This window comes from Paenilisteria portnoyi, from assembly GCF_014322795.1.
Lineage (GTDB): Bacteria > Bacillota > Bacilli > Lactobacillales > Listeriaceae > Listeria_A > Listeria_A portnoyi.
Map to the genome: position 1 here is coordinate 16,208 of NZ_JAASTT010000021.1, position 20,795 is coordinate 37,002.

General features: G+C 42.3%; 20 protein-coding genes and 1 riboswitch. Of the genes, 14 read left to right on the top strand and 6 right to left on the bottom strand.

Features of this window, described 5'->3' with window-relative positions; all coding sequences use genetic code 11:
- Positions 1–132 precede the first annotated feature (132 nt).
- The 4 genes from HCJ66_RS12960 (at position 133) to HCJ66_RS12975 (ending at position 6,884) form a co-directional block, all read left to right on the top strand.
- The gene (locus HCJ66_RS12960; protein WP_187133514.1) at positions 133–1,251 is read left to right on the top strand and encodes a D-alanine--D-alanine ligase; all 1,119 of its coding nucleotides are present in this window, start codon (positions 133–135) and stop codon (positions 1,249–1,251) included.
- 462 nt (positions 1,252–1,713) lie between these two features.
- Positions 1,714–3,090 (top strand): UDP-N-acetylmuramoyl-tripeptide--D-alanyl-D-alanine ligase, encoded by a 1,377-nt coding sequence (locus tag HCJ66_RS12965; RefSeq protein WP_187133515.1) that lies wholly within the window; start codon positions 1,714–1,716, stop codon positions 3,088–3,090.
- A gap of 683 nt (positions 3,091–3,773) precedes the next feature.
- Complete coding sequence (cshA, locus tag HCJ66_RS12970) at positions 3,774–5,321, top strand: degradosome RNA helicase CshA (protein WP_187133516.1); 1,548 nt, start codon at positions 3,774–3,776, stop codon at positions 5,319–5,321.
- A 471-nt stretch (positions 5,322–5,792) separates the two neighbouring features.
- Entirely contained in the window at positions 5,793–6,884 is a 1,092-nt protein-coding gene (locus HCJ66_RS12975) for a hypothetical protein (protein ID WP_187133517.1), read from the top strand.
- A gap of 273 nt (positions 6,885–7,157) precedes the next feature.
- Here the strand turns inward: HCJ66_RS12975 and HCJ66_RS12980 are convergent, their stop codons facing one another.
- From HCJ66_RS12980 to HCJ66_RS12995, 4 genes are all read right to left on the bottom strand, one after another.
- A complete protein-coding gene (locus HCJ66_RS12980; RefSeq protein ID WP_187133518.1) occupies positions 7,158–8,009 on the bottom strand; it encodes an aldo/keto reductase in 852 nt (283 codons plus the stop codon).
- 82 nt (positions 8,010–8,091) lie between these two features.
- The gene (locus tag HCJ66_RS12985) at positions 8,092–8,508 is read right to left on the bottom strand and encodes a MerR family transcriptional regulator (RefSeq protein ID WP_187133519.1); all 417 of its coding nucleotides are present in this window, start codon (positions 8,506–8,508) and stop codon (positions 8,092–8,094) included.
- 128 nt (positions 8,509–8,636) lie between these two features.
- Positions 8,637–11,336 (bottom strand): YhgE/Pip domain-containing protein, encoded by a 2,700-nt coding sequence (locus HCJ66_RS12990; protein ID WP_187133520.1) that lies wholly within the window; start codon positions 11,334–11,336, stop codon positions 8,637–8,639.
- A 5-nt stretch (positions 11,337–11,341) separates the two neighbouring features.
- Complete coding sequence (locus HCJ66_RS12995; protein ID WP_036058499.1) at positions 11,342–11,833, bottom strand: RrF2 family transcriptional regulator; 492 nt, start codon at positions 11,831–11,833, stop codon at positions 11,342–11,344.
- Between the two features lie 204 nt (positions 11,834–12,037).
- A riboswitch (PreQ1 riboswitch) is annotated at positions 12,038–12,082 on the top strand.
- 10 nt (positions 12,083–12,092) lie between these two features.
- Between HCJ66_RS12995 and HCJ66_RS13000 the strand changes: the two genes are divergently transcribed.
- A complete protein-coding gene (locus tag HCJ66_RS13000; RefSeq protein WP_187133521.1) occupies positions 12,093–12,578 on the top strand; it encodes a QueT transporter family protein in 486 nt (161 codons plus the stop codon).
- 58 nt (positions 12,579–12,636) lie between these two features.
- Here HCJ66_RS13000 and HCJ66_RS13005 read toward each other — a convergent pair whose 3' ends face one another.
- Positions 12,637–12,846, bottom strand: coding sequence for a hypothetical protein (locus tag HCJ66_RS13005; RefSeq protein ID WP_187133522.1), 210 nt, complete (start codon positions 12,844–12,846; stop codon positions 12,637–12,639).
- Positions 12,847–12,926: 80 nt separating this feature from the next.
- Positions 12,927–13,382: a hypothetical protein gene (locus HCJ66_RS13010; protein WP_187133523.1), complete on the bottom strand. Its 456-nt coding sequence runs from the start codon at positions 13,380–13,382 to the stop codon at positions 12,927–12,929.
- 219 nt (positions 13,383–13,601) lie between these two features.
- Between HCJ66_RS13010 and HCJ66_RS13015 the strand changes: the two genes are divergently transcribed.
- From HCJ66_RS13015 to HCJ66_RS13055, 9 genes are all read left to right on the top strand, one after another.
- Positions 13,602–14,084, top strand: a complete 483-nt coding sequence (locus HCJ66_RS13015) for a PH domain-containing protein (RefSeq protein WP_181677166.1) — start codon at positions 13,602–13,604, stop codon at positions 14,082–14,084.
- Positions 14,077–15,549 (top strand): PH domain-containing protein, encoded by a 1,473-nt coding sequence (locus HCJ66_RS13020; protein WP_187133524.1) that lies wholly within the window; start codon positions 14,077–14,079, stop codon positions 15,547–15,549. Before HCJ66_RS13015 ends, HCJ66_RS13020 begins: the two co-directional genes overlap by 8 nt.
- Positions 15,550–15,580: 31 nt before the next feature.
- Positions 15,581–16,969, top strand: a complete 1,389-nt coding sequence (gene hemG, locus HCJ66_RS13025; RefSeq protein WP_187133525.1) for a protoporphyrinogen oxidase — start codon at positions 15,581–15,583, stop codon at positions 16,967–16,969.
- Positions 16,966–17,349, top strand: a complete 384-nt coding sequence (acpS, locus tag HCJ66_RS13030; RefSeq protein WP_187133562.1) for a holo-ACP synthase — start codon at positions 16,966–16,968, stop codon at positions 17,347–17,349. The genes hemG and acpS overlap by 4 nt, the downstream gene beginning before the upstream one ends.
- Positions 17,340–18,434 carry an alanine racemase gene (alr, locus tag HCJ66_RS13035; RefSeq protein ID WP_187133526.1) on the top strand — a complete coding sequence of 365 codons (1,095 nt, stop codon included), beginning with the start codon at positions 17,340–17,342 and terminating at the stop codon, positions 18,432–18,434. Before acpS ends, alr begins: the two co-directional genes overlap by 10 nt.
- 218 nt (positions 18,435–18,652) lie before the next feature.
- Positions 18,653–18,931 (top strand): hypothetical protein, encoded by a 279-nt coding sequence (locus tag HCJ66_RS13040; RefSeq protein ID WP_036079655.1) that lies wholly within the window; start codon positions 18,653–18,655, stop codon positions 18,929–18,931.
- Between the two features lie 8 nt (positions 18,932–18,939).
- Entirely contained in the window at positions 18,940–19,284 is a 345-nt protein-coding gene (locus HCJ66_RS13045) for a type II toxin-antitoxin system PemK/MazF family toxin (RefSeq protein ID WP_181677223.1), read from the top strand.
- A 310-nt stretch (positions 19,285–19,594) separates the two neighbouring features.
- A complete protein-coding gene (locus HCJ66_RS13050; RefSeq protein WP_187133527.1) occupies positions 19,595–20,434 on the top strand; it encodes an RsbT co-antagonist protein RsbRA in 840 nt (279 codons plus the stop codon).
- 4 nt (positions 20,435–20,438) lie between these two features.
- The gene (locus tag HCJ66_RS13055; RefSeq protein ID WP_181677172.1) at positions 20,439–20,795 is read left to right on the top strand and encodes an STAS domain-containing protein; all 357 of its coding nucleotides are present in this window, start codon (positions 20,439–20,441) and stop codon (positions 20,793–20,795) included.

The window sequence follows — 20,795 nt, forward strand, 5'->3', positions numbered from 1 at the left end:
AGAGATTAGACATTAAAGACTAAACTTTAGAGATTTGAGTACTGAGAAATTTTTTCGGTGCTTTTTCTGTTATTCCATCAAAAACGTGTTAAAATAGATTGTATTGATTTAGGTAGTAAACGGAGGGGTATCATGAAGACAAAATTAGTGCTTTTATATGGTGGGAAATCGGCGGAACACGAAATCTCCTTACAGACGGCTTTTTCAGTGATTAATGCGCTGGAATTCGATAAATTTGAAGTAAAACCGATTTACATAACGAATGAGGGCGACTGGGTGCAAGGACCGGCTCTGACTGAGAAATTGGACTTTGTGGAGCAATTGCGATTCGAACAGAAGGATGTTTTGAGGCTTACGGAAACAAAAGATGCAGCATCGCATGGCTTAGCGGTTAGTCCAGCTTCTTTACGTGAAGAAGGGGACATGGACAGGATGGTTGTTTTCCCATTATTGCATGGGCCAAACGGTGAAGATGGCACGGTACAAGGCTTGCTAGAGGTTCTGAATTTACCTTATGTTGGAGCGGGAGTCTTGGCTTCAGCGGCGGCAATGGATAAAATTGTGATGAAAATGGTGTTCGCTGATGCGGGCATTCCGCAAGTTCCAGCTGTACCGGTTCGCGCGATCGAGTGGCAAGAAACAAAAGACGAGATGGTTGCAAAAATTGAGGCGGCGCTCGAGTATCCGGTTTTTGTGAAGCCAGCGAATCTTGGTTCGAGTGTGGGAATCAGCAAGGCAACGGATCGCGCGACACTTGTTGCGGCCATGGTGGAGGCGCTTCGTTACGACCGCCGAATCGTTGTGGAGCAGGGCGTTGTTGCTCGTGAAGTGGAGATTGCCGTTCTTGGTAATGATACGCCAGCTTGTTCTGTTGCAGGAGAAATCATTCCAAAAGGTGCGGAGGCGGTTTTCTATGATTACCGGGCGAAGTATCAAGATAATGACACGGTGATGGCAATTCCAGCAGAGCTTGATTCTGCGATTTATGATCAATTGGTGGATTATGCAAAACGCGCTTTTCTCGGTCTTGATGGTAGTGGACTTGTGCGCGCGGACTTCTTTGTCACAGACGATAATCAGATTTTCTTAAATGAGGTCAATACGATGCCAGGATTTACGCCATACAGCATGTACCCGCTACTTTGGCAGGAAACAGGTTTGCCATATTCCGAGCTGATCGTGAAATTGGTTGAGCTGGCAAAAGAACGACATGATGCGAAAAATAAATTGAAATATACATTAGAAGGTTAATCAGAATGAGGAAGAAGCTGGGACAAACTCAATATAAAGCAAAAGCGCCCTCCCATTTCTTCGGGTAGGACGAAAAATTTTGCTTTATACAAATCGAGCGAAAGCGTTTGTATTCAAGGGATTTGGTGGAATGAGGATGGGGAAGGCAGACTCACTGCATTCCTCTGCATATTGAGGTTCTAATTCGCTTTGCTTCAAAGAACCACAACAAAAACAGGGAGAGGCTAATTTCCTCGACCATGTAAGAAGTTAAGCGTAGCCGCTCGTGTGTAGCAGAACCTTAAAGATGTACCGCATCCTTATTCTAAATCCACTGAAGGAACGCCTATTCGTGATACTCATAGGCATATTGGGGTTGTAACTCATTCCATTTCGAACAACCCCAACAATGCGAACGCTTGTCGCCGATTTATCTGGGTTATGTCCCATACTCTTTTTCTCGGAATTTTGGAGGGTGACGAATTGAAAAAAACGATAGCAGAAATTGCAGATATGATTTCTATTCTAAATGATGTAAGTGAATGGCGTGACATCGAGTTAACAGGCGTTTGTTTCGATACGCGTCAAATCAAAACGGGTGACTTATTCGTACCTTTTGTCGGTGAATCTCGTGATGGCCACGCGTTTGTGAAAGATGCGCATGAAGCAGGAGCAAGCGCGGCGTTCTGGCAAAAAGACGTGCCGAATCCGCCAGCTAGTGTTCCGGTTTTGATGGTGGAAGACACATTAACGGCGCTACAAGACTTGGCGAAAGCATATTTAAATGAGGTAAATCCAAAAACAATCGCAATCACCGGAAGTAACGGCAAAACAACAACGAAAGACATTATGGCAGCAATCGCATCATCGAAATATCGCGTACATAAAACTGGCGGTAATTTTAATAATCACATCGGTTTACCGTTCACGATTCTTAGCATGCCTGCGAATACAGAGGTTGCAGTGCTTGAGATGGGGATGAATCATCGTCACGAAATCGAAGTCCTTACAAAAATTGTGAATCCAGATATCGCGCTAATTACGAACGTCGGCGAGGCGCATTTGGAGCATTTAGGATCACGTGAAGAAATCGCTAAAGCAAAAATGGAGATAACAGCAGGCTTGGCGTCCACTAGTTTATTGATTTATCCGAGTGAAGAGGAACTTCTGAAACCACTAATAACCGATCAATATCGCGTCGCCACTTTTGGTGAAAAAGGCGATTTACACCCGCTGATGATGCGTACAGAAATGGAGGGCACGTCCTTCACGACAAATATGGCACCAGAGGTCGAAATTTTCGTGCCAATCGTTGGGGAGCATAACGTTTTCAATACAATGGCAGCAATGTTAGCCGCGAACGAACTCGGTATCTCAGCACTTGATGTAAAAGAAGCTTTGGCGAATATGGAGCGCTCCAATAGCCGCTTAGAATGGCTGGTCGGCGCAAAAGGTAGCGATATTCTAAACGATGCATATAATTCCAGCCCAACCGCACTAATGGCTGTTTTAAAAACGTTCATGCATCTAAACGCTGGCGATAAAAAGAAATTTGTCGTCGTGGCGGATATGCTTGAGCTAGGCGAGGACGCAGATTTGTTCCACTACAAAGCCGGAAAATCCATCGAAAAAGGTAGCATCGATAAAGTTTTTGCATACGGAAATCACATCGAAGCCTTCAAAAAAGCTGCAGCAGAGCAAATGGGCGAAGAAAATGTGTTCTACTTCGAGACGAAAGATGCGCTTAAAACCGAAATATTAGCACAAGTTACCGGAGACGAGTACATCATGGTCAAAGGCTCTTACGGTATGGGATTAAAGGATATTGTAGAAGCATTAACAAGAACGCAGGAGTACTGACATGAAAAAAATGTTATGGATAACGTGGATATCACTTTTCGTAGTATGCAGTTTTGTTGATATCATGTTACTCATGGATACTAAACTTTCTGATATACTGGGCGCCTTGCTTTTAAGAGCAGTCCAATCATTCATACTCATGATTTTCATACTACTCATTGTCCTCCTTGTAAAACTAATCAAAAAATACACTACAAACTAATCTAAAAGTAGCTTCCGACAATTTAAGTTGTTGCAAGCTACTTTTTTATAAGTGCCAAATTGCGTACACACTTCAATGTATGCGCATACTCAAAAATAAAACGCAAATATCACACTGAAATCGAGTATAATCATTGAAAACACAAGGAATTCATGTTATGATGATTTGTGGAAGTTAATTAGGTTTTTACGATAAGCCTACATTATTATTAGAGGGCTTTTTTATTTTTTGCGTAAGAGACTGTGGACTGAATCGATCGCTTGTCGGCGTTGATGTTTGCTCCCAGCCTCCATTATGTCGTGAATCATATGCTTGGTTTATCCAAGCTTTTCTATTGCAGAAAAATGAAATATGCGGGCATTAAAGTTTCAGTTAATAACAACTTGCTTGCATTAACCAGATGAATTAAAACGATGAGTAAAGATGATGAAGATGAGAAAGTGCTCTCCCAAAAAAACTTATTTTTAAAGGAGAAATGACATTGACAAAGTTTTCGGAGTTCGGTTTAGATCCGCTAATTGTTAAATCAGTAAACAGAATGGGATTTGAGGAAGCTACCCCAATCCAAGAAAAAACAATTCCACTAGGTCTTTTAGGTAAAGATATTATTGGACAAGCACAAACAGGTACAGGTAAAACGGCAGCATTTGGTTTGCCACTTATCAACAAAATTGACACTAAAAAAACAGGGGTGCAATCGCTCATTATCGCGCCAACACGTGAGCTTGCGATTCAAGTTTCAGAAGAGCTATATCGCTTAGCATCTGACAAACGCCTTCACGTTTTAGCAGTATACGGCGGTTCTGACATCAGCCGTCAAATCCGTTCATTGAAGAAAAATCCACAAATCGTTGTTGGTACGCCAGGACGTATTCTAGATCACATCAACCGTAAAACGTTGCGTCTAGAAAACGTAGAAACGTTAGTATTGGATGAAGCAGATGAAATGCTAAACATGGGATTCATCGATGATATCGAGTCGATCCTAAAAACAGTTCCAGACGAGCGTCAAACGTTGCTATTCTCAGCAACAATGCCAAAACCAATCCAACGCATCGCAGAACGTTTCATGAAAAACCCAGAATTGGTACAAGTAAAAGCAAAAGAAATGACAGCTCTACTAATCGAGCAATTCTTTGTGAAAGTAAACGAAAGAGAGAAATTTGATGTTCTTTCTAGACTTTTAGACGTACAAGCACCTGAACTTGCGATCGTATTTGGTCGTACAAAACGCCGTGTTGACGAAGTATCTCGCGCGCTTGACATGCGTGGCTATGTTGCGGAAGGTATTCATGGTGATTTGACCCAAGCGAAACGTATGAGCGTATTGCGTAAGTTTAAAGAAGGAAAAATCGATATCCTTGTTGCGACAGATGTAGCAGCACGTGGTCTAGATATTTCTGGTGTAACACATGTTTATAACTTTGATATTCCGCAAGATCCAGAGTCATATGTCCATCGCGTTGGACGTACTGGTCGTGCCGGTAAAGAAGGTATGGCAGTAACATTCGTATCACCACGTGAAATGGGTTACCTAAAAATCGTGGAAGATACTACGAAAAAACGCATGACACCACTTCAACCACCAACATGGGACGAAGCATTCGAAGGTCAATTGCGCGTAGCTACTGAAAAAATTAGCGATATCGTTCGCGAAGACAGCCTAGCTGACTATAAAGTAGTAGCAACGAAATTACTAGAAGAATACGATCCAACAGATATCGCAGCAGCAATGTTGAAACTGTTATCGAAAGAACCAGACCAAACACCAGTCCATATTTCCGAAGAACGTCCATTACCTCATCGCGGAGGAAAAGGCGGAGGCGGTAAAGGCAAAGGTGGCGGCGGCTATCGCGGAGGCGGTAAAGGCGGCTATCGTGGTGGCTCTGGCGGTGGAGATCGCAAAGGCGGAGGCGGCGGTTATCGCGGCAAAGGCGGTTCAGGCGCTGGAAATGGCGGCGGACGTCGTTACAGCAACGATCGCAAAGCTGGCTCTGGCGGCGGAAACAAAGGCGGCAACGCTAAATAATAAATAAATCAAAGCTCCGAATTAGTCTTTATTGGCTGGTTCGGGGCTTTTTTGTAGGATCTATACCGATTTTTGGGATGAAAATATCGGCTCTATGTCAATTGTTGGGGTGAAATATCATGGTACGAGTTAGATAGTCAACAGCTCGTGCCTCTTCTTAACTTATAGAAATGTAAAAATCTTGAATAAAGTGTTTGGCTCGGAATCTTTCGAAGCATTGAAAGCCATAAGCGCCACGTTTTAAGACTTTGGTTCAATTATTAATCCCTCCTATGAATTCTTTGGATAAATAGTGGTTACAGGAATGAATGGAAGTATTGCATTTATTTTACGAGTAAAAAAAGACATATTTTTTTGAAAACGTGTCTTTTTGTTGAAATGATGAAAGTTCTGATGATAACCCTACTATGCGTAATAGCTATATTGGTACGATATTGCTATAATTAGACTGTGAAATTAAGGGGGATTTGAATGAAGAGAATAGTTATTGGGTTAGTTTTTGTTTCATGTTTATTAATGCTTGCGGGGTGTGGGAAAACAGATTTAACACAGTATATTGATGTGTCCTACACAGGGATAAATTCAAAAGGAGAAGCGGACTATTCCCTGAATGAAAAGGCTTTAGTAAAAGACCTTTACAATGTGGATATGGATGGAGATAAGGTAGATGATGAGACTACCAAGAAAATTAATAATTTGTTAAGCTCGTATAAAATAAAAATTGATAAAACAAGTGATTTATCAAATGGAGATAAGATAAAAGTATCTGTATCTGTAAATCCAAATAAGAGTAAGGGATTAGAAGAAAAATCATCTAAAAAATTTAAAGTCTCTGGATTAAAAAAAGGCAAAAGGATTACTAATGTTGATATAAAGAAACATGTCTTTTTATTTTTTAGCGGTGCAAATGGAAAGGGGCATGCAAAAGTAGAAACGAATTTTGATGTTGCTACAGGATTAACAAGGGATGATTTTAAAGTTGAAAATAATAAGGATTTAAAAAATGGAGAAAATGTATCGCTTGTTATGAGTAAGAATGCCGTGGACGTGTTGGCGAATAATGGTTTTTTATTTAAAGGAAAACGAACAAGTGTTTATTCTGTTAGTAGATTAGAAAATGCTGCTCAAAATGTGGCGGAAATTAATAATATAGATTATGTCAAAGATATGATTATGAAGAGCGTCAATACGAGATACAAAAGTTCAGATTCGACTTCTGCTTTCGCCATTGCTTCCAAAATTCATTTTGATGGTTTTTATTATAGAGGATCTACCAAAGATAGTAGAAATAGCAACGATAGGGATAACGATACTGATGCTTTGCAACGTAATGATGAGGATGGGACTTTATTAGGTGTATATTCGGTTGAACAGTCTGTTATTAATGGTAATAAAAAAAGAGAACTAATTGAAGTTGTAGGATATAGTAACATTTTAATAGATAAATATAGAAATGTGGATGTTAATGATATAAATGAAATTTCGCAGGTGTATGATGACACCTATTCCCTAAAAACGGTCCAAGGATTGTTGGAAAGTTATGGATATAGTGCGGTGAAATAAGGAAGTTGGGTTGCGTGTTTTTTTATTTTCTAAATCGACGGACTATATGATACCTGGTCTGTCATGGTAATATCGCTCCTTTGTATTGGGTTTGGTCACTTTTATCTTAAAGGATGTTGATATTACTGTGTATTTTTTCCCTTGAATAGGAATAGAAAAGGGCAAGACAGATTCATTTCTATCCCAATATTTATTATAGAATCTTTATATGAGATGAATTTAAAGAGCTTCGTATCAAGGATGATCCCTCATGGTACGAAGCTCTTACGTTATTTAAACATCCATTTTTCGACTGGCCATCCAGCGAATCATTTCTGGATCGGCATGTGAGAAGAACTGGCTTTCACCTTCGTTTAGCGTCGCGATTTGCTGCTTATCCTCCGCTGTTAACTCAAAATCAAATACATCGAGATTTTCCTGCATACGTTCAGGTTTCACCGATTTCGCCAAGACGATGACATCTTGCTCCACTAGCCAGCGAGTAATGACTTGTGCGACGGATTTGCTATACTTCTCACCGATTTTGACAAGAATGGCGTTGTGGAAGATATCGTTTTTCCCCTCAGCGAACGGTGCCCAGGCTTCTGGCATGATACCCTCTGCTTTTAGCGCTGCGATGTTTTTCGCTTGTTGTTGGAATGGATTAATCTCTATTTGGTTGACTTGCGGAGTAACCGTGTTGAATTCTGCTAAGTCCACAGCTTTATCCACTGCAAAATTGGAAACGCCAATCGCCCGAATTTTTCCTTGTTTTTGCAGTTCTTCCATAGCACGCCAAGCACCGTAAACATCGGCGAATGGTTGGTGAATCAATAATAAATCAATATAGTCTAGGCCAAGGCGTTTCAAAGAACGCTCGAATGATGCTAGTACACCCTCATAGCTCACATTTTCAACCCAAACCTTTGTCGTAATGAAAAGTTCTTCGCGTGGGACACCAGATTTAGCGATACCTCGGCCAACCGCTTCCTCATTCATGTAGCTCTGCGCCGTGTCAATATGACGATATCCAGCTTTAATCGCCTCTTGCACAGCTGTTTCCGCTTGTTCGGGGTCTGTAATTTGAAATGTTCCAAATCCTAAAATTGGTATTTCAACACCATTATTTAATGTGACAGTTTTCATAAATAACTCCTCCTAGATTTTATTGCTATTTCTAAATTTAACTATAAACCTTGAAGCCCACTCCATAGCAAGTAATCAACTCTTATTTTCGTTCCCAGAGTTTTTCGATGTTTTCTGCACTTATTTCACCAGTCTTAAATTTGGCAATATGTTCGTCGTACGTTTCGATTTTATAGACGAGCAGATCACGTACTTCGTTCATGTCCGCCAATTTATCGTCGAGCTCTTTCAACTGATCTCGCAAAACTTGTTTTTGAGCTTCCTCGACATTTTGCGTTTCCCGTAATTGAGCGAGCGTGGCAAATTCGATGAGAGACTCCACGGAGAGACCAGCTTTGCGCAAATTTTTCGCGAGGTAAATCCAGTTTAAATCGCCAGTCGCATAGTCCCGATAGCCACTCGCATTGCGATGAACGGGTGGAATAACGCCAACTCGTTCGTAATAGCGCAATGTATCAACGGTTAAATCGAACATCTCTGCTGCTTGTTTAATGTTCATTTTTGTTCACCTCCATCCTTTATTATAAACCTTGGAGTTGGGACTAAGGCAAGAAAGAACCTCCTATGCGCCAAAAAATACCGCGAAACCCGGCATTTTGAAGAGCCGGATTTTCGCGGTATTTTGAGTTATATCGTTTGTTCGTGTAGTTCTGTCACTGGGAAGCGCTTATTTTTTCTGATTGTTAGCGTCAGGATGAGCAGGGCGTTGAATAGGACAATCAAGCCGACTAGGATCCAGGCGCTGACTACGAACATATTATTTCCAAGTCCTGATGAGATTGCTTGACGGAAACCGTAAACCGAATGTGTCATCGGTAGGAATGGATTTAGTGCGTTGAAGAATCCGTCTGTGAGTGGCATCGGGAATGTACCGCCACTTGCTCCGAGTTGCAAGACGAGGATAACCATCGCAATGAAGCGACCAGGATTTCCGAGTGCCGTTGCCAAGAGCATAACGAGGAACATGAAGGTGAGCGACGTCAAAATCGAGATTAAGAAGAAGTCTCCCATATGTGCCACTTCTAAGCCGAGTGCTAACATGACGAAATCAAGAATCAATGCTTGTAAAATCGCTGCGACAAAACCAATCGAGAATTTACTTAGCCACCATGAAACGCCAGATGTTGGTGTCATCGATGGGCGACGGATTGGGAAGATAAAGTTGAATACCAATGCGCCGACGTATAAGCCAAGAGATAGGACGTAAGGTGCTAGACCGTGACCGTAGTTTGGTACGTTGCTTAGTTTTTTCTCAGTGAGGTCGGTTGGTTGTGCGATCATATCGTATGTTTTTGACGAAGGATCGATTTTGCCAACTTCTGCTGCGCCGTCTTTTAGTTTGGTTGCCAGTTCGCTTGTACCGTCGTTTAATTTCACGAGGTTGGAAGCGATTGTTCCAGAGCCTGTTGCTAGTTTGCCAGAGCCATCGCTGACTTGTGTTGCGCCAGTTGCGAGTGCGTTTGTGCCACTCACAAGTTCTGGCAAGCCGCCAGCTAGTGTATTTGTGCCAGCTGCGAGTGCGGATGAGCCTGCAAGTAGGGCTGGGTTGTTTTGTGTTAATTGTGTGGCACCGTTGTTGGCTTGGTTGATGCCATTATTCACTGTACCTACGCCATTTGTGTATGTTTGTAGGCCACTGTTTAAAGCGTTAGATCCTTCTGCAAGTTGCGATACGCCGCCGACTAGGGCAGGGACACTATTGTTTAAGGTAGCTGTTCCAGATGCTAATTGGTTGCTTCCAGATACGGCTGAATCAAGACCTGCTTTTAATTGCGCTGATCCTGATAAAATTCCGTTGTTTGGCGCTGTAAATGCACCGCGGATTGTGTCGTAGCCTTGGATTGCTTTGATTGCAACTGGTAGGCCGGTAGATGCTTTGCTATTAAGCTCTGCAACGCCAGCTTTTAGTGTGCCTAAGCTTCCAGCGACTGGTTGTAATTTGTTTTGTAAAATGTCCGCTGTACTTGATAGGTTATTACCGAGTTTTTGAGCGATTGCGACTTGTTGGCTAGCTTGTTGTGTCAGTTCTTTGCTAAGCGCGTCGGTAATTTCTTTTTGCTGTGCTGGTGTCAGGGTTTGGAATGCGGTTGTACTAGCGACAGCTGTGGTTGTGTTTTTGCCATTTGTCTGGATTGATTTTCCTAGATCTGTGATGGCGGATTCCATTGTTTGTAGGTTCGTTTGCAGTGTTTTCATCGAAGCGCTTAGATCTCCACCTGCTTGTAGAGACGAGTTAATTGTGCTGATACCATCTTTCATGGCGTTTAATCCAGTTGTAAGTTCTTTGACGTTAGAAGCGGTTGGAAGTCCGTCTGATAGTTTATTGAGACCAGCATCCAGTTTTGTGCTTCCTGCTTGTAATTTTTGTAAACCGCTGTTCAAAGATTGTTGTCCGCTGTTTAATTCGGGGACTTTAGCGGCGAGTGTTCCTGTACTAGCGTTTAACGTGCTAAGGCCATCTGCGAGTTTACTACTGCCATCAAGTAAGGCCGGAGAATTCGCATTTAGTTTCGCTGTTCCGTCTTGCAATTTGCCAAGACCTGATTGCACTTGGGAAACGCCTGCTGTGTATTGACCGAGGGAACTGTTTAGTTTTCCAGCGCCATCGTTTAATTTGCTCACGCCATCTGAAACGGTCGTGCTTAGCGCTACATTGATTTTATTCGCGCCATCTGCCAGTTTCGGCGTGCTTTTCGCGAGTTCATTGAGTTTTTCGGTCAGCGTTTTACTGCCATTTTTCAATTGAATCGCGCCGTCATCGATTTTCTTAGAACCATCCGCGGCCGTTTCCATGCCATCACCAACTTTTGAAATTTGTGAAAAAATTGCTTTGGCGTAGCTTTCCGTTACTTTTTTCGAAATTTTGGCGTTGACTGCTGATGCGCCTTGGCCAGTTACGACTTCCCCGATATAGTTCTGCGCGGGGTTGATTTCATAAGAGAGATTCATTTTTTTAGGCGTTGCATCAAGAACGGTAGAGGCATTTTTGGAAAAGTCTTTCGGAATCGTGATGACCATATAGTACTTGCCGTCTTTCAAACCTTCATTGGCGGTCTTCGCATCAAGGAAATTCCAGCCTAAATCGTTATTTTTCTTCAGTTCTTTGACGAGTTCATTCCCGACATCGAGCTCTTGGCCTTCGTAATTAGCCGCTTGGTCCTCATTGACGACAGCAACAGGAAGCTCACTTGTTTTGCCGTAAGGGTCCCAAACGGATTTTAGGAAAACGCCACCGTATAAAATCGGGATAAACATAATAACGATCGTCGAAACGAGCAGGATTTTGTTGTTTAAAAGTCGTTTCCATTCTTTTTTTAACATATTCATAAAACTCACTCTTTCTCCTTTTGATTGCTTAGATTCATTGTGTTCCAGTTAAGTACTGGTATTTCAGATTGTTCCATCGTGCGTTTCAGTAGGTCTGCGGCTGTTTGTTTGGATAAGTAGTCGCGAATAAGGTCATTGGCGCCGTTAAAAACATCGTGTAACACTGCTTCCCCTTTAGAAGTGTGCTCGCCATCGCGGAAAACTTTGTTAATCAAGCCTGTGTCTGGATAAATTGAAATGGGGCCTTCCATCGATTCCACGACTTCTAGCAACGTAATCTGCTCTGGACTTTTCGCCAGTGAAAAACCGCCGTTATTGCCAGGCACGGACCGGATAATATTCTGGACAACGAGTTTGCGCATAATCTTTTTTAAATAAGAAGGAGATACTTGCAAATGCTCGCTAATCGTGTCGGATGCTAGTGGATTATTGTTATCTTGGGTGGACAGCAGGACGATGATACAAATCGCTTGCTCTACGCCTTTGGTTAATTGCATGTTGGATATTCACCTCGTTTTCATTGTGGATATATTTTGTCCCTAATTAGAATGGAACGAATCCATCGTGGACAAATAAAGTCTATAATTGAATTTACACCCATTTGCGAAAAAAAGCAAGTATTTTTTAATAAGAAACCGTTTACTTGTGAAAAAAGTTGAAATGACCTTGATATAGCAGGGGTTTTAAGGTAACATAGATGAGAAAACGTAGTTCGAGACCATCCTACGTAAAAAAACTAAGGGGAGTTCATATGAAATGAAAATAAAAACGTTGACGGTAAATGCGATTGTTGCGGCGCTTTATGTTGTCGTGACGCTGGTTGTAGCACCTTTTGGATTTACGAATATTCAATTTCGTCTGTCAGAGATGTTCAATCATTTAATCGTGTTTGATAAGAAGTACTTTTTTGGAATTGTAATCGGGGTATTAATTGCGAACTTCTTTTCCCCGCTCGGTTGGTATGATTGGGTGTTTGGGGTAGGGCAGTCCGCCATCTCGCTAGCCATTGTTATTTTGCTAAGTCGCTACGTTGCGAATGTGAAGGTGAGAATGGTTTTGACGACGCTCGTTTTTTCTGCGACGATGTTTATCATTGCCTGGGAATTGGCTGTAGTATTAAAATGGCCGTTTTTGTATACATGGTTAACACTGGCTATCAGCGAGTTCGTCGTTCTAGCTATCGGTGCACCAATTATGTACTATATTAACAAGCGGATTGACTTCAAAAAAATTATCAATTAGAATGTCAAAAAGCATGATGACAAGTCGCCTAAAAATCGCGATTGTTATCATGCTTTTTTTATAATCCGCTTAATTTCTTCATAAACCATTCTTTCTGGTCATCAACGAGCTTTGAGAACGGATCGTTTACATTTTCGATGGTAGTTGCGTCTATATAGTCTGTTTTTAATTTGCTGGCCGTGTCTTTTACATCAGGTCGTGTGAGTAAGATGCTAGCGCCTAAAGCGATTAAGAAACATAAGGCACCAAATCCGATTTTCCTTTTCAAGGCTGACATCCCTCCAGTAGTAGTTAAGTCTATACTACTGGATAAAGGTGAGATGAAAATGAAAATCGCGGAAGAGTTCTCTAAGAATCAGTTCTTCTTGAGGATAAAAGCGATGTTTCGGTGATTCTTGGTACGACTTTATGCTTGGATTTGGGTGTTGTTTTAATGGTGATTGGATAAGAAGTGCTAACACCAGCTTTAGTTGTAACGGTTAAAATGAGATGGTTGGTTGCTTCTAATTGATTAATAGCTAGTTCTTGGTCACGTGTATAGTCCGTTGTTTTTACATAAATAGAACCGCTACGAATGCTCACTTTGGCCTTATCGTCTGTTGTAAACATGATAGTCGCGGCATTTCCAGTTACTAAAATATATGGGTTTGCTGCTGTATAATTGTCTATCTCGAACATTTCTATAAAGTCATTGGCGTTTTCGTCGGAAGTAGTAGGGTTCGTTGTGGCCGCGCTCACTGGAATATGTATGCTCGTTGAAAAGAATAAAATAAATAATAGGAATCCATAAAATCGTTTTTTCATGCTTACTACCACCTTTCTATCTTTCATTATAAAACCAAGAAATGAACAAACTATGAACGAAAAACGAACAGATTAAGAAGTTTATATTAGAAACTAAGTATACACAAAATCGAGCAATAAGGGGATAAATATGCTTGATAGGGACGCGAAATAGTAGAGGATAAAGCTTTATTTTTCAAGGGGTTTCAGGTATTATTAAAAGAAAAGGGAGGGCGTTTTATGGAGCTTGAGAATTTAGCACAAAAATTACCTGAGAAGATTAAAACAGTATGGCGCCAAGGGTATGCGATTGCGATTTTGGTGTTTTTAGCTGCATCGATTGGGGCGGCGATTCTGTTTTATGCGATTGATGTATCACTTTGGTGGAGCGCGATTGGTTTTGCGTTTACGATTCTATATTTTATTTTGACGTTTTTCTTGATTGTACCTTTTCGTTGGGCAAGATGGAGTTATCAAATCAGGCATGACGAAATTGAGATTCAGCATGGGATTATTTTTAGAAGTCGCGTGTTGATTCCGATGATTCGAGTGCAGCACGTGGAAACCGATCAGGGACCGCTCTTAAGAAAGCAGAAATTGGTGAGTGTATCCATTTCAACAGCGGCAACAGTGCACACTATCGAGGCTGTTCGAGCGGAAGAATCGGATGCGCTGAGACACCATATTTTAGAGCTTGTAAAGGTGGCGAAGGAAGATGTATGAAGATAGACGTCTGCATCCGATTGCACTTGTTAAGGAGTTAATTGTCAGTGTAAGGCAGAGCATTATTCCAATTGCGGTTGTTATATTTGCGGTGTTTCGGAATTTGAATGACAATGGGATACTATCTTGGTGGATGTATCCGCTGCTCGTTATTGCTTTGATTATTTTGTTATTAATGCCGGCTTTAATCAAGTATTTTACATACCGGTATCGGATGGATGATAAGGGAATTCGCGTGAAGTACGGCCTGTTTTTCAAAAAAAATATTTTTATTCCATATGAGCGAATTCAAACGGTTCAGCAGAAACAATGGTTTTTCTATATGCCGTTTCATGTCGTTCAAATTTTGATTGAAACAGCTGGCGGCGGGAAAGCCGAAGCGGATTTGAGCGCAGTTCCTGCAAGCGTGGCACAGGAATTGAAAGATTTACGTGCTGGAAAAGTAGCTGAATTGGTGGAAGAGGAGAGCTCGGAGACGGCAGAAATTCAGGTTGTCGAGGAAAAGAACGAGAAGCCACTCCTTACATTTCAGTTAGAGGTCAAAGAGTTGCTACTCATGGCGGTGACATCGGGCGGCGTCTTTGGGATATTCTTCATTATTTTGGCGTTCGGTCAGCAATTCCGTGACTTGATTCCGGCTGATTTTGTGGAAGAGCAATTCGATACCATCCTTCGTTATGGCGTGCTTATCCTTGTCATCATTGGCTTTGTTGTACTGCTTATTCTTTGGGGAATTGCGATAGTTAGCACGTTATTCAAGTATTTCCAGTTCAAGCTAATGAAATTCGACGACCACATCGTTATTGAAAAAGGATTATTGCAACGTGAGCATACGTCAATTGCTTTTGAACGGATTCAATCGATTAAATTAATCGAATCACCGCTTCGTCAAATGTTAAAATTGGCGTCGGTACGTGTTGTAACGGCTGGAAGTTCCGGTGACGATGAGCATTCCGGAGACATTTTAATTTTGCCTATTGTGAAAAAGGCGAAAGCACTGGAGATATTACCGCAGTTTCTGGAGGATTATCAGTTTCCAATAGAAAAGCTAGAGCGAGCGCCAAAAAAGAGCTTGAGACGGTTTTACTTTATTAATCTAATTTGGACGATTCCTGTTATTTTACTCGTCAGTATTTTATTGTTCCCATGGGGGTTATTCAGCTTGTTGTTGTTACCTATATTTGGATGTGTAGCATACGGTGCCTACCGAGCAACTGGTTTTCACACGACGGAGACAGAACTTGTCATGCAAGGTCGTGCTTTTATCTCGAAGCAAACGAATTTCATGCTGAAGCGCCGCGTTCAATCGGTGGACTACGCGCAAAGTATTTGGATGAAAAAAGGCAATGTTGTTCATTTTAAAGTACTCATGAAATCGGGGCAAACACATTTGAAGTCAGAGGTTAACTATATTGCTCAGCAAGATGCGAATCGATTGTATCATTGGTATCAGCCATCAAAATAAGAAAGCTTTATTTAGAAAGAAGGAACCTATTATGAAAAAAATCATCATTATTGGCGGCGGACTGACAGGCTTATCCGCAGCACATTATCTTAATAAGCAGACCAATCAGGAAGTGGTAGATTGGCAATTATATGAGGCAGACGATCATTTCGGTGGGAAATTCAATACGGTTCATCGCGATGGTTTTATCATTGAAAAAGGACCAGATTCTTTCTTGGCACGAAAACCGGCGGGGCTGGCACTTGTGGATGAATTAGGATTAACGGATCAACTCATTACAAACGCGACTGGTAAATCGTATATTTATCATGACTCGGCGATGCATCCGATTCCAGAAGGCTCTGTGATGGGAATCCCGACGGATATTCGTGCGCTCCTAGAAAGCGATTTATTGACGCAAGACGGTAAAATCAGGGCATTAGAGGAATTGATGTTAGATGCGAATGTGACGGAGGCGGACCAGTCGATAGGTGCCTTCTTTGAACACCGTTTTGGAAAAGAGATGGTTGTGCGCTTAATCGAGCCGTTACTGGCGGGTATTTATGCGGGAAATATATATGAGATGAGTTTGCGAGCTACTTTTCCACAATTTGAGCAAGTAGCGAAGGAACACCGGAGTTTGATGTATGGGTTGAAGAGCCATCGCCCAGAGACGGTTAATACAACTGGAACTGCCAAAACGATAGGTGCTTTTCGAACACTTGCGGGAGGTTTATCAACGTTAACAGATGCTTTGGTAGATTCCCTGCCAGAGGAGCGACTGCACGCACGTACAAAGGTGAAGGCGATTGAAAATACAACGGTCGTTTTGGAGAATGGCGAACGCATTGTTGCGGATGCGATTATTATTGCCGCAACGCATGATGTGGTGCTTTCGCTACTCGACGCGCCAGCAGTTAAACCACTGGCAGAGCAACCGATGACTAGTTTGGCGACGATTTCGCTAGCTTTTGATTCAGAAGCGGTTCCGGCAATTCCTGAGGGCACGGGCTTTTTGGTAGCGAGAACGGGTGATTATAATATTACGGCTTGCACGTGGGTACATGAAAAATGGCCACACATGGTACCGGAAGGGAAAATTTTGCTTCGCGGTTTTCTTGGGAAGGCTGGGCAAGTGGGCTTATTAGATCAGACGGATGAGGAAATGGCGAATAAAGTGCAAGCGGACTTGAAAGAAATGATTGGGCTTGAAGGAGAGCCATTATTTTATGAAGTAAGTCGAATGAAAGAAGCTATGCCGCAATATACGGTGGGTCATCAAGAACGGCTTGCGCTTGTGGAAAAAGAGCTGCGACATAGCCACCCAACTATTTTTCTAGCAGGGATGTCGTATCGTGGCGTGGGAATTCCTGATTGTATTCAGGCCAGTAAAACGGCGGCAAGTGAGGCATGTCAACAAATGGAACAGGTGATGCCATGATAAAAGGTATCGGATTAGATATGATTGATTTAGATCGTGTAGAGAAAGTCTTAGCGCACAATCCGCGGTTTGTGGAACGAATTTTGACGGATGAGGAGCAGAAATTGCTTGCTAAGTATAGTGGTTCTCGCAAGGTGGAGTTTTTAGCAGGGCGTTTTTCTGCGAAGGAAGCTTATGCGAAGGCTAACGGGACGGGATTTGGCAAGGAATTGAGCTTTACGGATGTGGAAATTTTGACATTGCCGAATGGGCGGCCGATTTTGACAAAGCCAAAGCGTTTGGATGAGCAGGTTTTTGTTAGTATTACGCATACGGGAAGAAGTGCCGCGGCGCAAGTCATCATTGAAGAGGTAGATCGGAGGCAGAAAGAATGGCAGTAACAGGTTGGCATCGTCCGACATGGGCGGAAGTGGATCGTACGGCGATTAGGGATAATATTCAGAATGAGCGGGCGCTTTTGCCTGCTGATGTTGCTTTATTTGCTGTCGTCAAAGCAGATGCGTATGGGCACGGGATGCTGGAAGTCGCAAAAATAGCGAAAGAAGCTGGTGCTAAAGGGTTTTGTGTTGCGATTCTGGATGAGGCTTTAGCATTACGTGAAGCTGGGTTTGATGATTTTATTCTGGTAATGGGGGCGGTTCCGCAAGGCTTTGCAGGACTCGCTGCGCAAAAACGGATTGCTGTGACGGTATTTGATTTAGAATGGTTAATCGGTGTGGGGCCGTTGCCAGCGAATCTGGATGTTCATTTGAAAGTAGATACAGGTATGGGGCGATTGGGTCTGCGCTCTATGGAGGCAGTGCGTGAGATAGAGGCAGCAATCGCCAAACGAGAGGATATCACGCTGGCAGGTATTTTTACGCATTTTGCTACGGCGGATCAACTAGAAACATCATATTTTGAGAAGCAATTGGCCTGTTTTCGTGAGGTGATAGCTTCGATGGAGGTGCGCCCGGCTGTTGTGCATTGTGCGAATAGTGCCACGGCGTTATTGCATGAGCAGGTGGATTTCGATGCGGTGCGTTTCGGTATTTCGATGTATGGTTTAACGCCGTCACCGGAAATTATTCCTGCTTTGCCGTTTGAGCTACTTCCAGCCTTATCGCTATACACGGAAATGGTGCAGGTGAAGGAATTGATGCCAGGAGATCATGTGAGCTATGGCGCCACGTATGAAGCAGAAGCGCGAGAATGGGTTGCGACCTTACCAGTTGGTTACGCGGATGGGTTTATTCGAGCGTATACTGGTTTTCACGTATCGGTAGATGGTGTTTTAATGCCGGTTATTGGTCGGGTTTGTATGGATCAGTGCATCATTAAATTGCCACACGAATATCCTGTTGGTACAAAAGTGACGCTCATTGGTGGGCCGAACTCAGCAGACGTTGCGGCAAGCCATTTGAAGACGATTAATTATGAAATCACGTGTCTTATTTCGGATAGGGTTCCAAAAAAATACATCTAGTAAGGTTTTTTACGTGCATAGTTTTTAATTAGGAATTATAATGAGAAAGTACACAACATATTTCCTAACTCTTAGGTATTCAGTCTAGCCTAAAGAATAGGGAATCAGGTCTAAAAGCGTATTTTTAGTGAAAAACACTCCGAAAAGCCTTTCAATCACGCGCCTATAGTGTTACGATATACATGTTATGGAGTAATACACAGCTGGGGGTGTGACGCGTGTTAGAAAAGACAGACACGACAGAAATCTGGGTAGAAATGACGCAGCAGGTATTGGACGACTTAGATGAGGCTCGGGCAAAAGAAAAAATGGGGCGGAGTGAAATGATTATGGAAGCAACACAACAGTTTTTACGTCAAAGAAAAGCGCGCGATTTGCGTGACGAAATGGAACGTGGGTATACTGAAATGGCTTCTATTAACTTTTCGATTGCGTGTGAATGTACACATGTAGAATCGGAAGCCGAGGATAAAAATTTACAAGTTTTAGGAGGATGAATGAGCCGATGGTGAAGCGTGGGGATGTTTACTACGCGGACTTATCTCCCGTTGTTGGAAGTGAGCAAGGGGGAATACGGCCTGTTCTCGTTATTCAAAACGATATTGGCAATCGATTTAGTCCTACTGTCATCGTGGCGGCAATTACGGCAAAGATTTCTAAAGCCAAATTGCCGACTCACGTTGAGGCAGCCCGGAAACATGGTTTTGATCGTGATTCTGTTATTTTACTCGAACAGGTGAGAACGATTGATAAACAACGCTTGACGGACAAGATTACGCATCTGGACGATAGCTTGATGAATCAAGTAAATAAAGCGTTAGAAATTAGCATGGGCTTGGTAGATTTTTAAAATTGCGGATATTTATGAGTAGTAGAGCGGATGTGTCTTTTACATAATTGATGGTTAAGCACGGCTTTACTAGTCGAATGACGAGGCAGTACGTGAAGGTTTCGCGAAGATTCAAAGGAACACAAAGAATTACATATTAGATGATACTTGAGTTTAGAATATAATGTCTGGCTTGTAGTACCCGACATGAGAAAAGCTTCTTAGGCTGTGGCAAACCCCATTTTGCTCCCCCCCTTGCTTTTCTTGTGTCTCTTTTTTTTAGGAAGATTAGACTGAGCTTCAATCAAGGAGAAAGGTTGGAAATAGAGATATGTATAGAGATTTTGCGAATTTTATCCATACAAACAAAGATGTGTTGCTAAGTAAGTGGATGGAACAGATGAAAGAGCAGGCAGACCCAGCAATTCTTCTAGTGACGAGTGATATTCTATATGAGGATACAAGTCGTGAATTTTTAGATTTGATTGTTGCGAATGTATTAGGGACGAAAGATGGTTCTTTTAGCGAAAAGCTAGATGATTTCGCGCAAAAAGTAGTACATCTCGGTTGGTCGGTGCATTTTGTGACAAGTGGTTTGCGAACGTTTGGGCTTCTAGTGTATAGCGAGATGAAGCGGCAAGGGCTATTTAGTACCGCGAAAAAGAATGCGGATGAGGATATTTATTATCATTTTGAGAATTGGTTGTCCTCAATGTATAATGTTGTTGTGAATGCGTATGCTGATTCTTGGGAGAAGACGGTATCGATTCAAAAAACGGCATTACAGGAGCTCTCGGCGCCGCTATTACCGATTTTCGATGGGATTTCGGTGATGCCACTTATTGGTACGATTGATACAGAGCGGGCGAAGTTGATTATGGAGAATTTGCTGATTGGCGTTGTGAAGAATCGCTCGGATGTTGTACTGATTGATATTACGGGTGTTCCGATTGTAGACACGATGGTGGCGCATCATATTATTCAAGCCAGTGATGCAGTCAGGTTGGTGGGATGCCAAGCGATGCTCGTTGGAATAAGGCCTGAGATTGCGCAGACGATTGTGAATTTAGGGATAGAATTAGATCAAGTTATCACGACGAGCACGATGAAAAAAGGCATGGAAAAGGCACTCGCGATGACGAATAGAGAGATTGTAGAAAAAGAGGAGTGAGAGAATGGGAATTCCGATTTTGAAATTGGGAGAATGTCTATTAATTTCCATCCAGAGTGAACTCGATGACCAAACGGCTGTAGAATTCCAGGAGGACCTACTTGCCAAAATTCATGAAACATCTGCACGTGGAGTCGTGATTGATATTACATCGATTGATTTTATCGATTCCTTCATTGCCAAAATTTTAGGTGATGTTGTCAGCATGTCTCGATTGATGGGGGCAACAGTGGTTGTGACGGGAATCCAGCCGGCAGTTGCGATTACATTGATTGAGCTAGGTATTACATTTGAGGGTGTCCTTTCCGCGATGGATCTAGAAAGCGGTTTGGAAAAATTAAAACAGGAATTGGGGGAATAG

Excerpts from the sequence above, each read along its gene's own strand:
- HCJ66_RS12985 (WP_187133519.1), bottom strand. The coding sequence starts at position 8,508 with ATGAACATTAAACAAGCAGCAGAGATGTTCGATTTAACCGTTGATACA.
- HCJ66_RS13055 (WP_181677172.1), top strand. The coding sequence starts at position 20,439 with ATGGGAATTCCGATTTTGAAATTGGGAGAATGTCTATTAATTTCCATC.
- HCJ66_RS13020 (WP_187133524.1), top strand. The coding sequence starts at position 14,077 with ATGTATGAAGATAGACGTCTGCATCCGATTGCACTTGTTAAGGAGTTA.
- HCJ66_RS13050 (WP_187133527.1), top strand. The coding sequence starts at position 19,595 with ATGTATAGAGATTTTGCGAATTTTATCCATACAAACAAAGATGTGTTG.
- HCJ66_RS12995 (WP_036058499.1), bottom strand. The coding sequence starts at position 11,833 with ATGCAATTAACCAAAGGCGTAGAGCAAGCGATTTGTATCATCGTCCTG.
- alr (WP_187133526.1), top strand. The coding sequence starts at position 17,340 with ATGGCAGTAACAGGTTGGCATCGTCCGACATGGGCGGAAGTGGATCGT.
- HCJ66_RS13010 (WP_187133523.1), bottom strand. The coding sequence starts at position 13,382 with ATGAAAAAACGATTTTATGGATTCCTATTATTTATTTTATTCTTTTCA.
- acpS (WP_187133562.1), top strand. The coding sequence starts at position 16,966 with ATGATAAAAGGTATCGGATTAGATATGATTGATTTAGATCGTGTAGAG.
- HCJ66_RS12975 (WP_187133517.1), top strand. The coding sequence starts at position 5,793 with ATGAAGAGAATAGTTATTGGGTTAGTTTTTGTTTCATGTTTATTAATG.
- HCJ66_RS12960 (WP_187133514.1), top strand. The coding sequence starts at position 133 with ATGAAGACAAAATTAGTGCTTTTATATGGTGGGAAATCGGCGGAACAC.
- HCJ66_RS13045 (WP_181677223.1), top strand. The coding sequence starts at position 18,940 with ATGGTGAAGCGTGGGGATGTTTACTACGCGGACTTATCTCCCGTTGTT.
- hemG (WP_187133525.1), top strand. The coding sequence starts at position 15,581 with ATGAAAAAAATCATCATTATTGGCGGCGGACTGACAGGCTTATCCGCA.
- HCJ66_RS12980 (WP_187133518.1), bottom strand. The coding sequence starts at position 8,009 with ATGAAAACTGTCACATTAAATAATGGTGTTGAAATACCAATTTTAGGA.
- HCJ66_RS13000 (WP_187133521.1), top strand. The coding sequence starts at position 12,093 with ATGAAAATAAAAACGTTGACGGTAAATGCGATTGTTGCGGCGCTTTAT.
- HCJ66_RS13015 (WP_181677166.1), top strand. The coding sequence starts at position 13,602 with ATGGAGCTTGAGAATTTAGCACAAAAATTACCTGAGAAGATTAAAACA.
- HCJ66_RS12990 (WP_187133520.1), bottom strand. The coding sequence starts at position 11,336 with ATGAATATGTTAAAAAAAGAATGGAAACGACTTTTAAACAACAAAATC.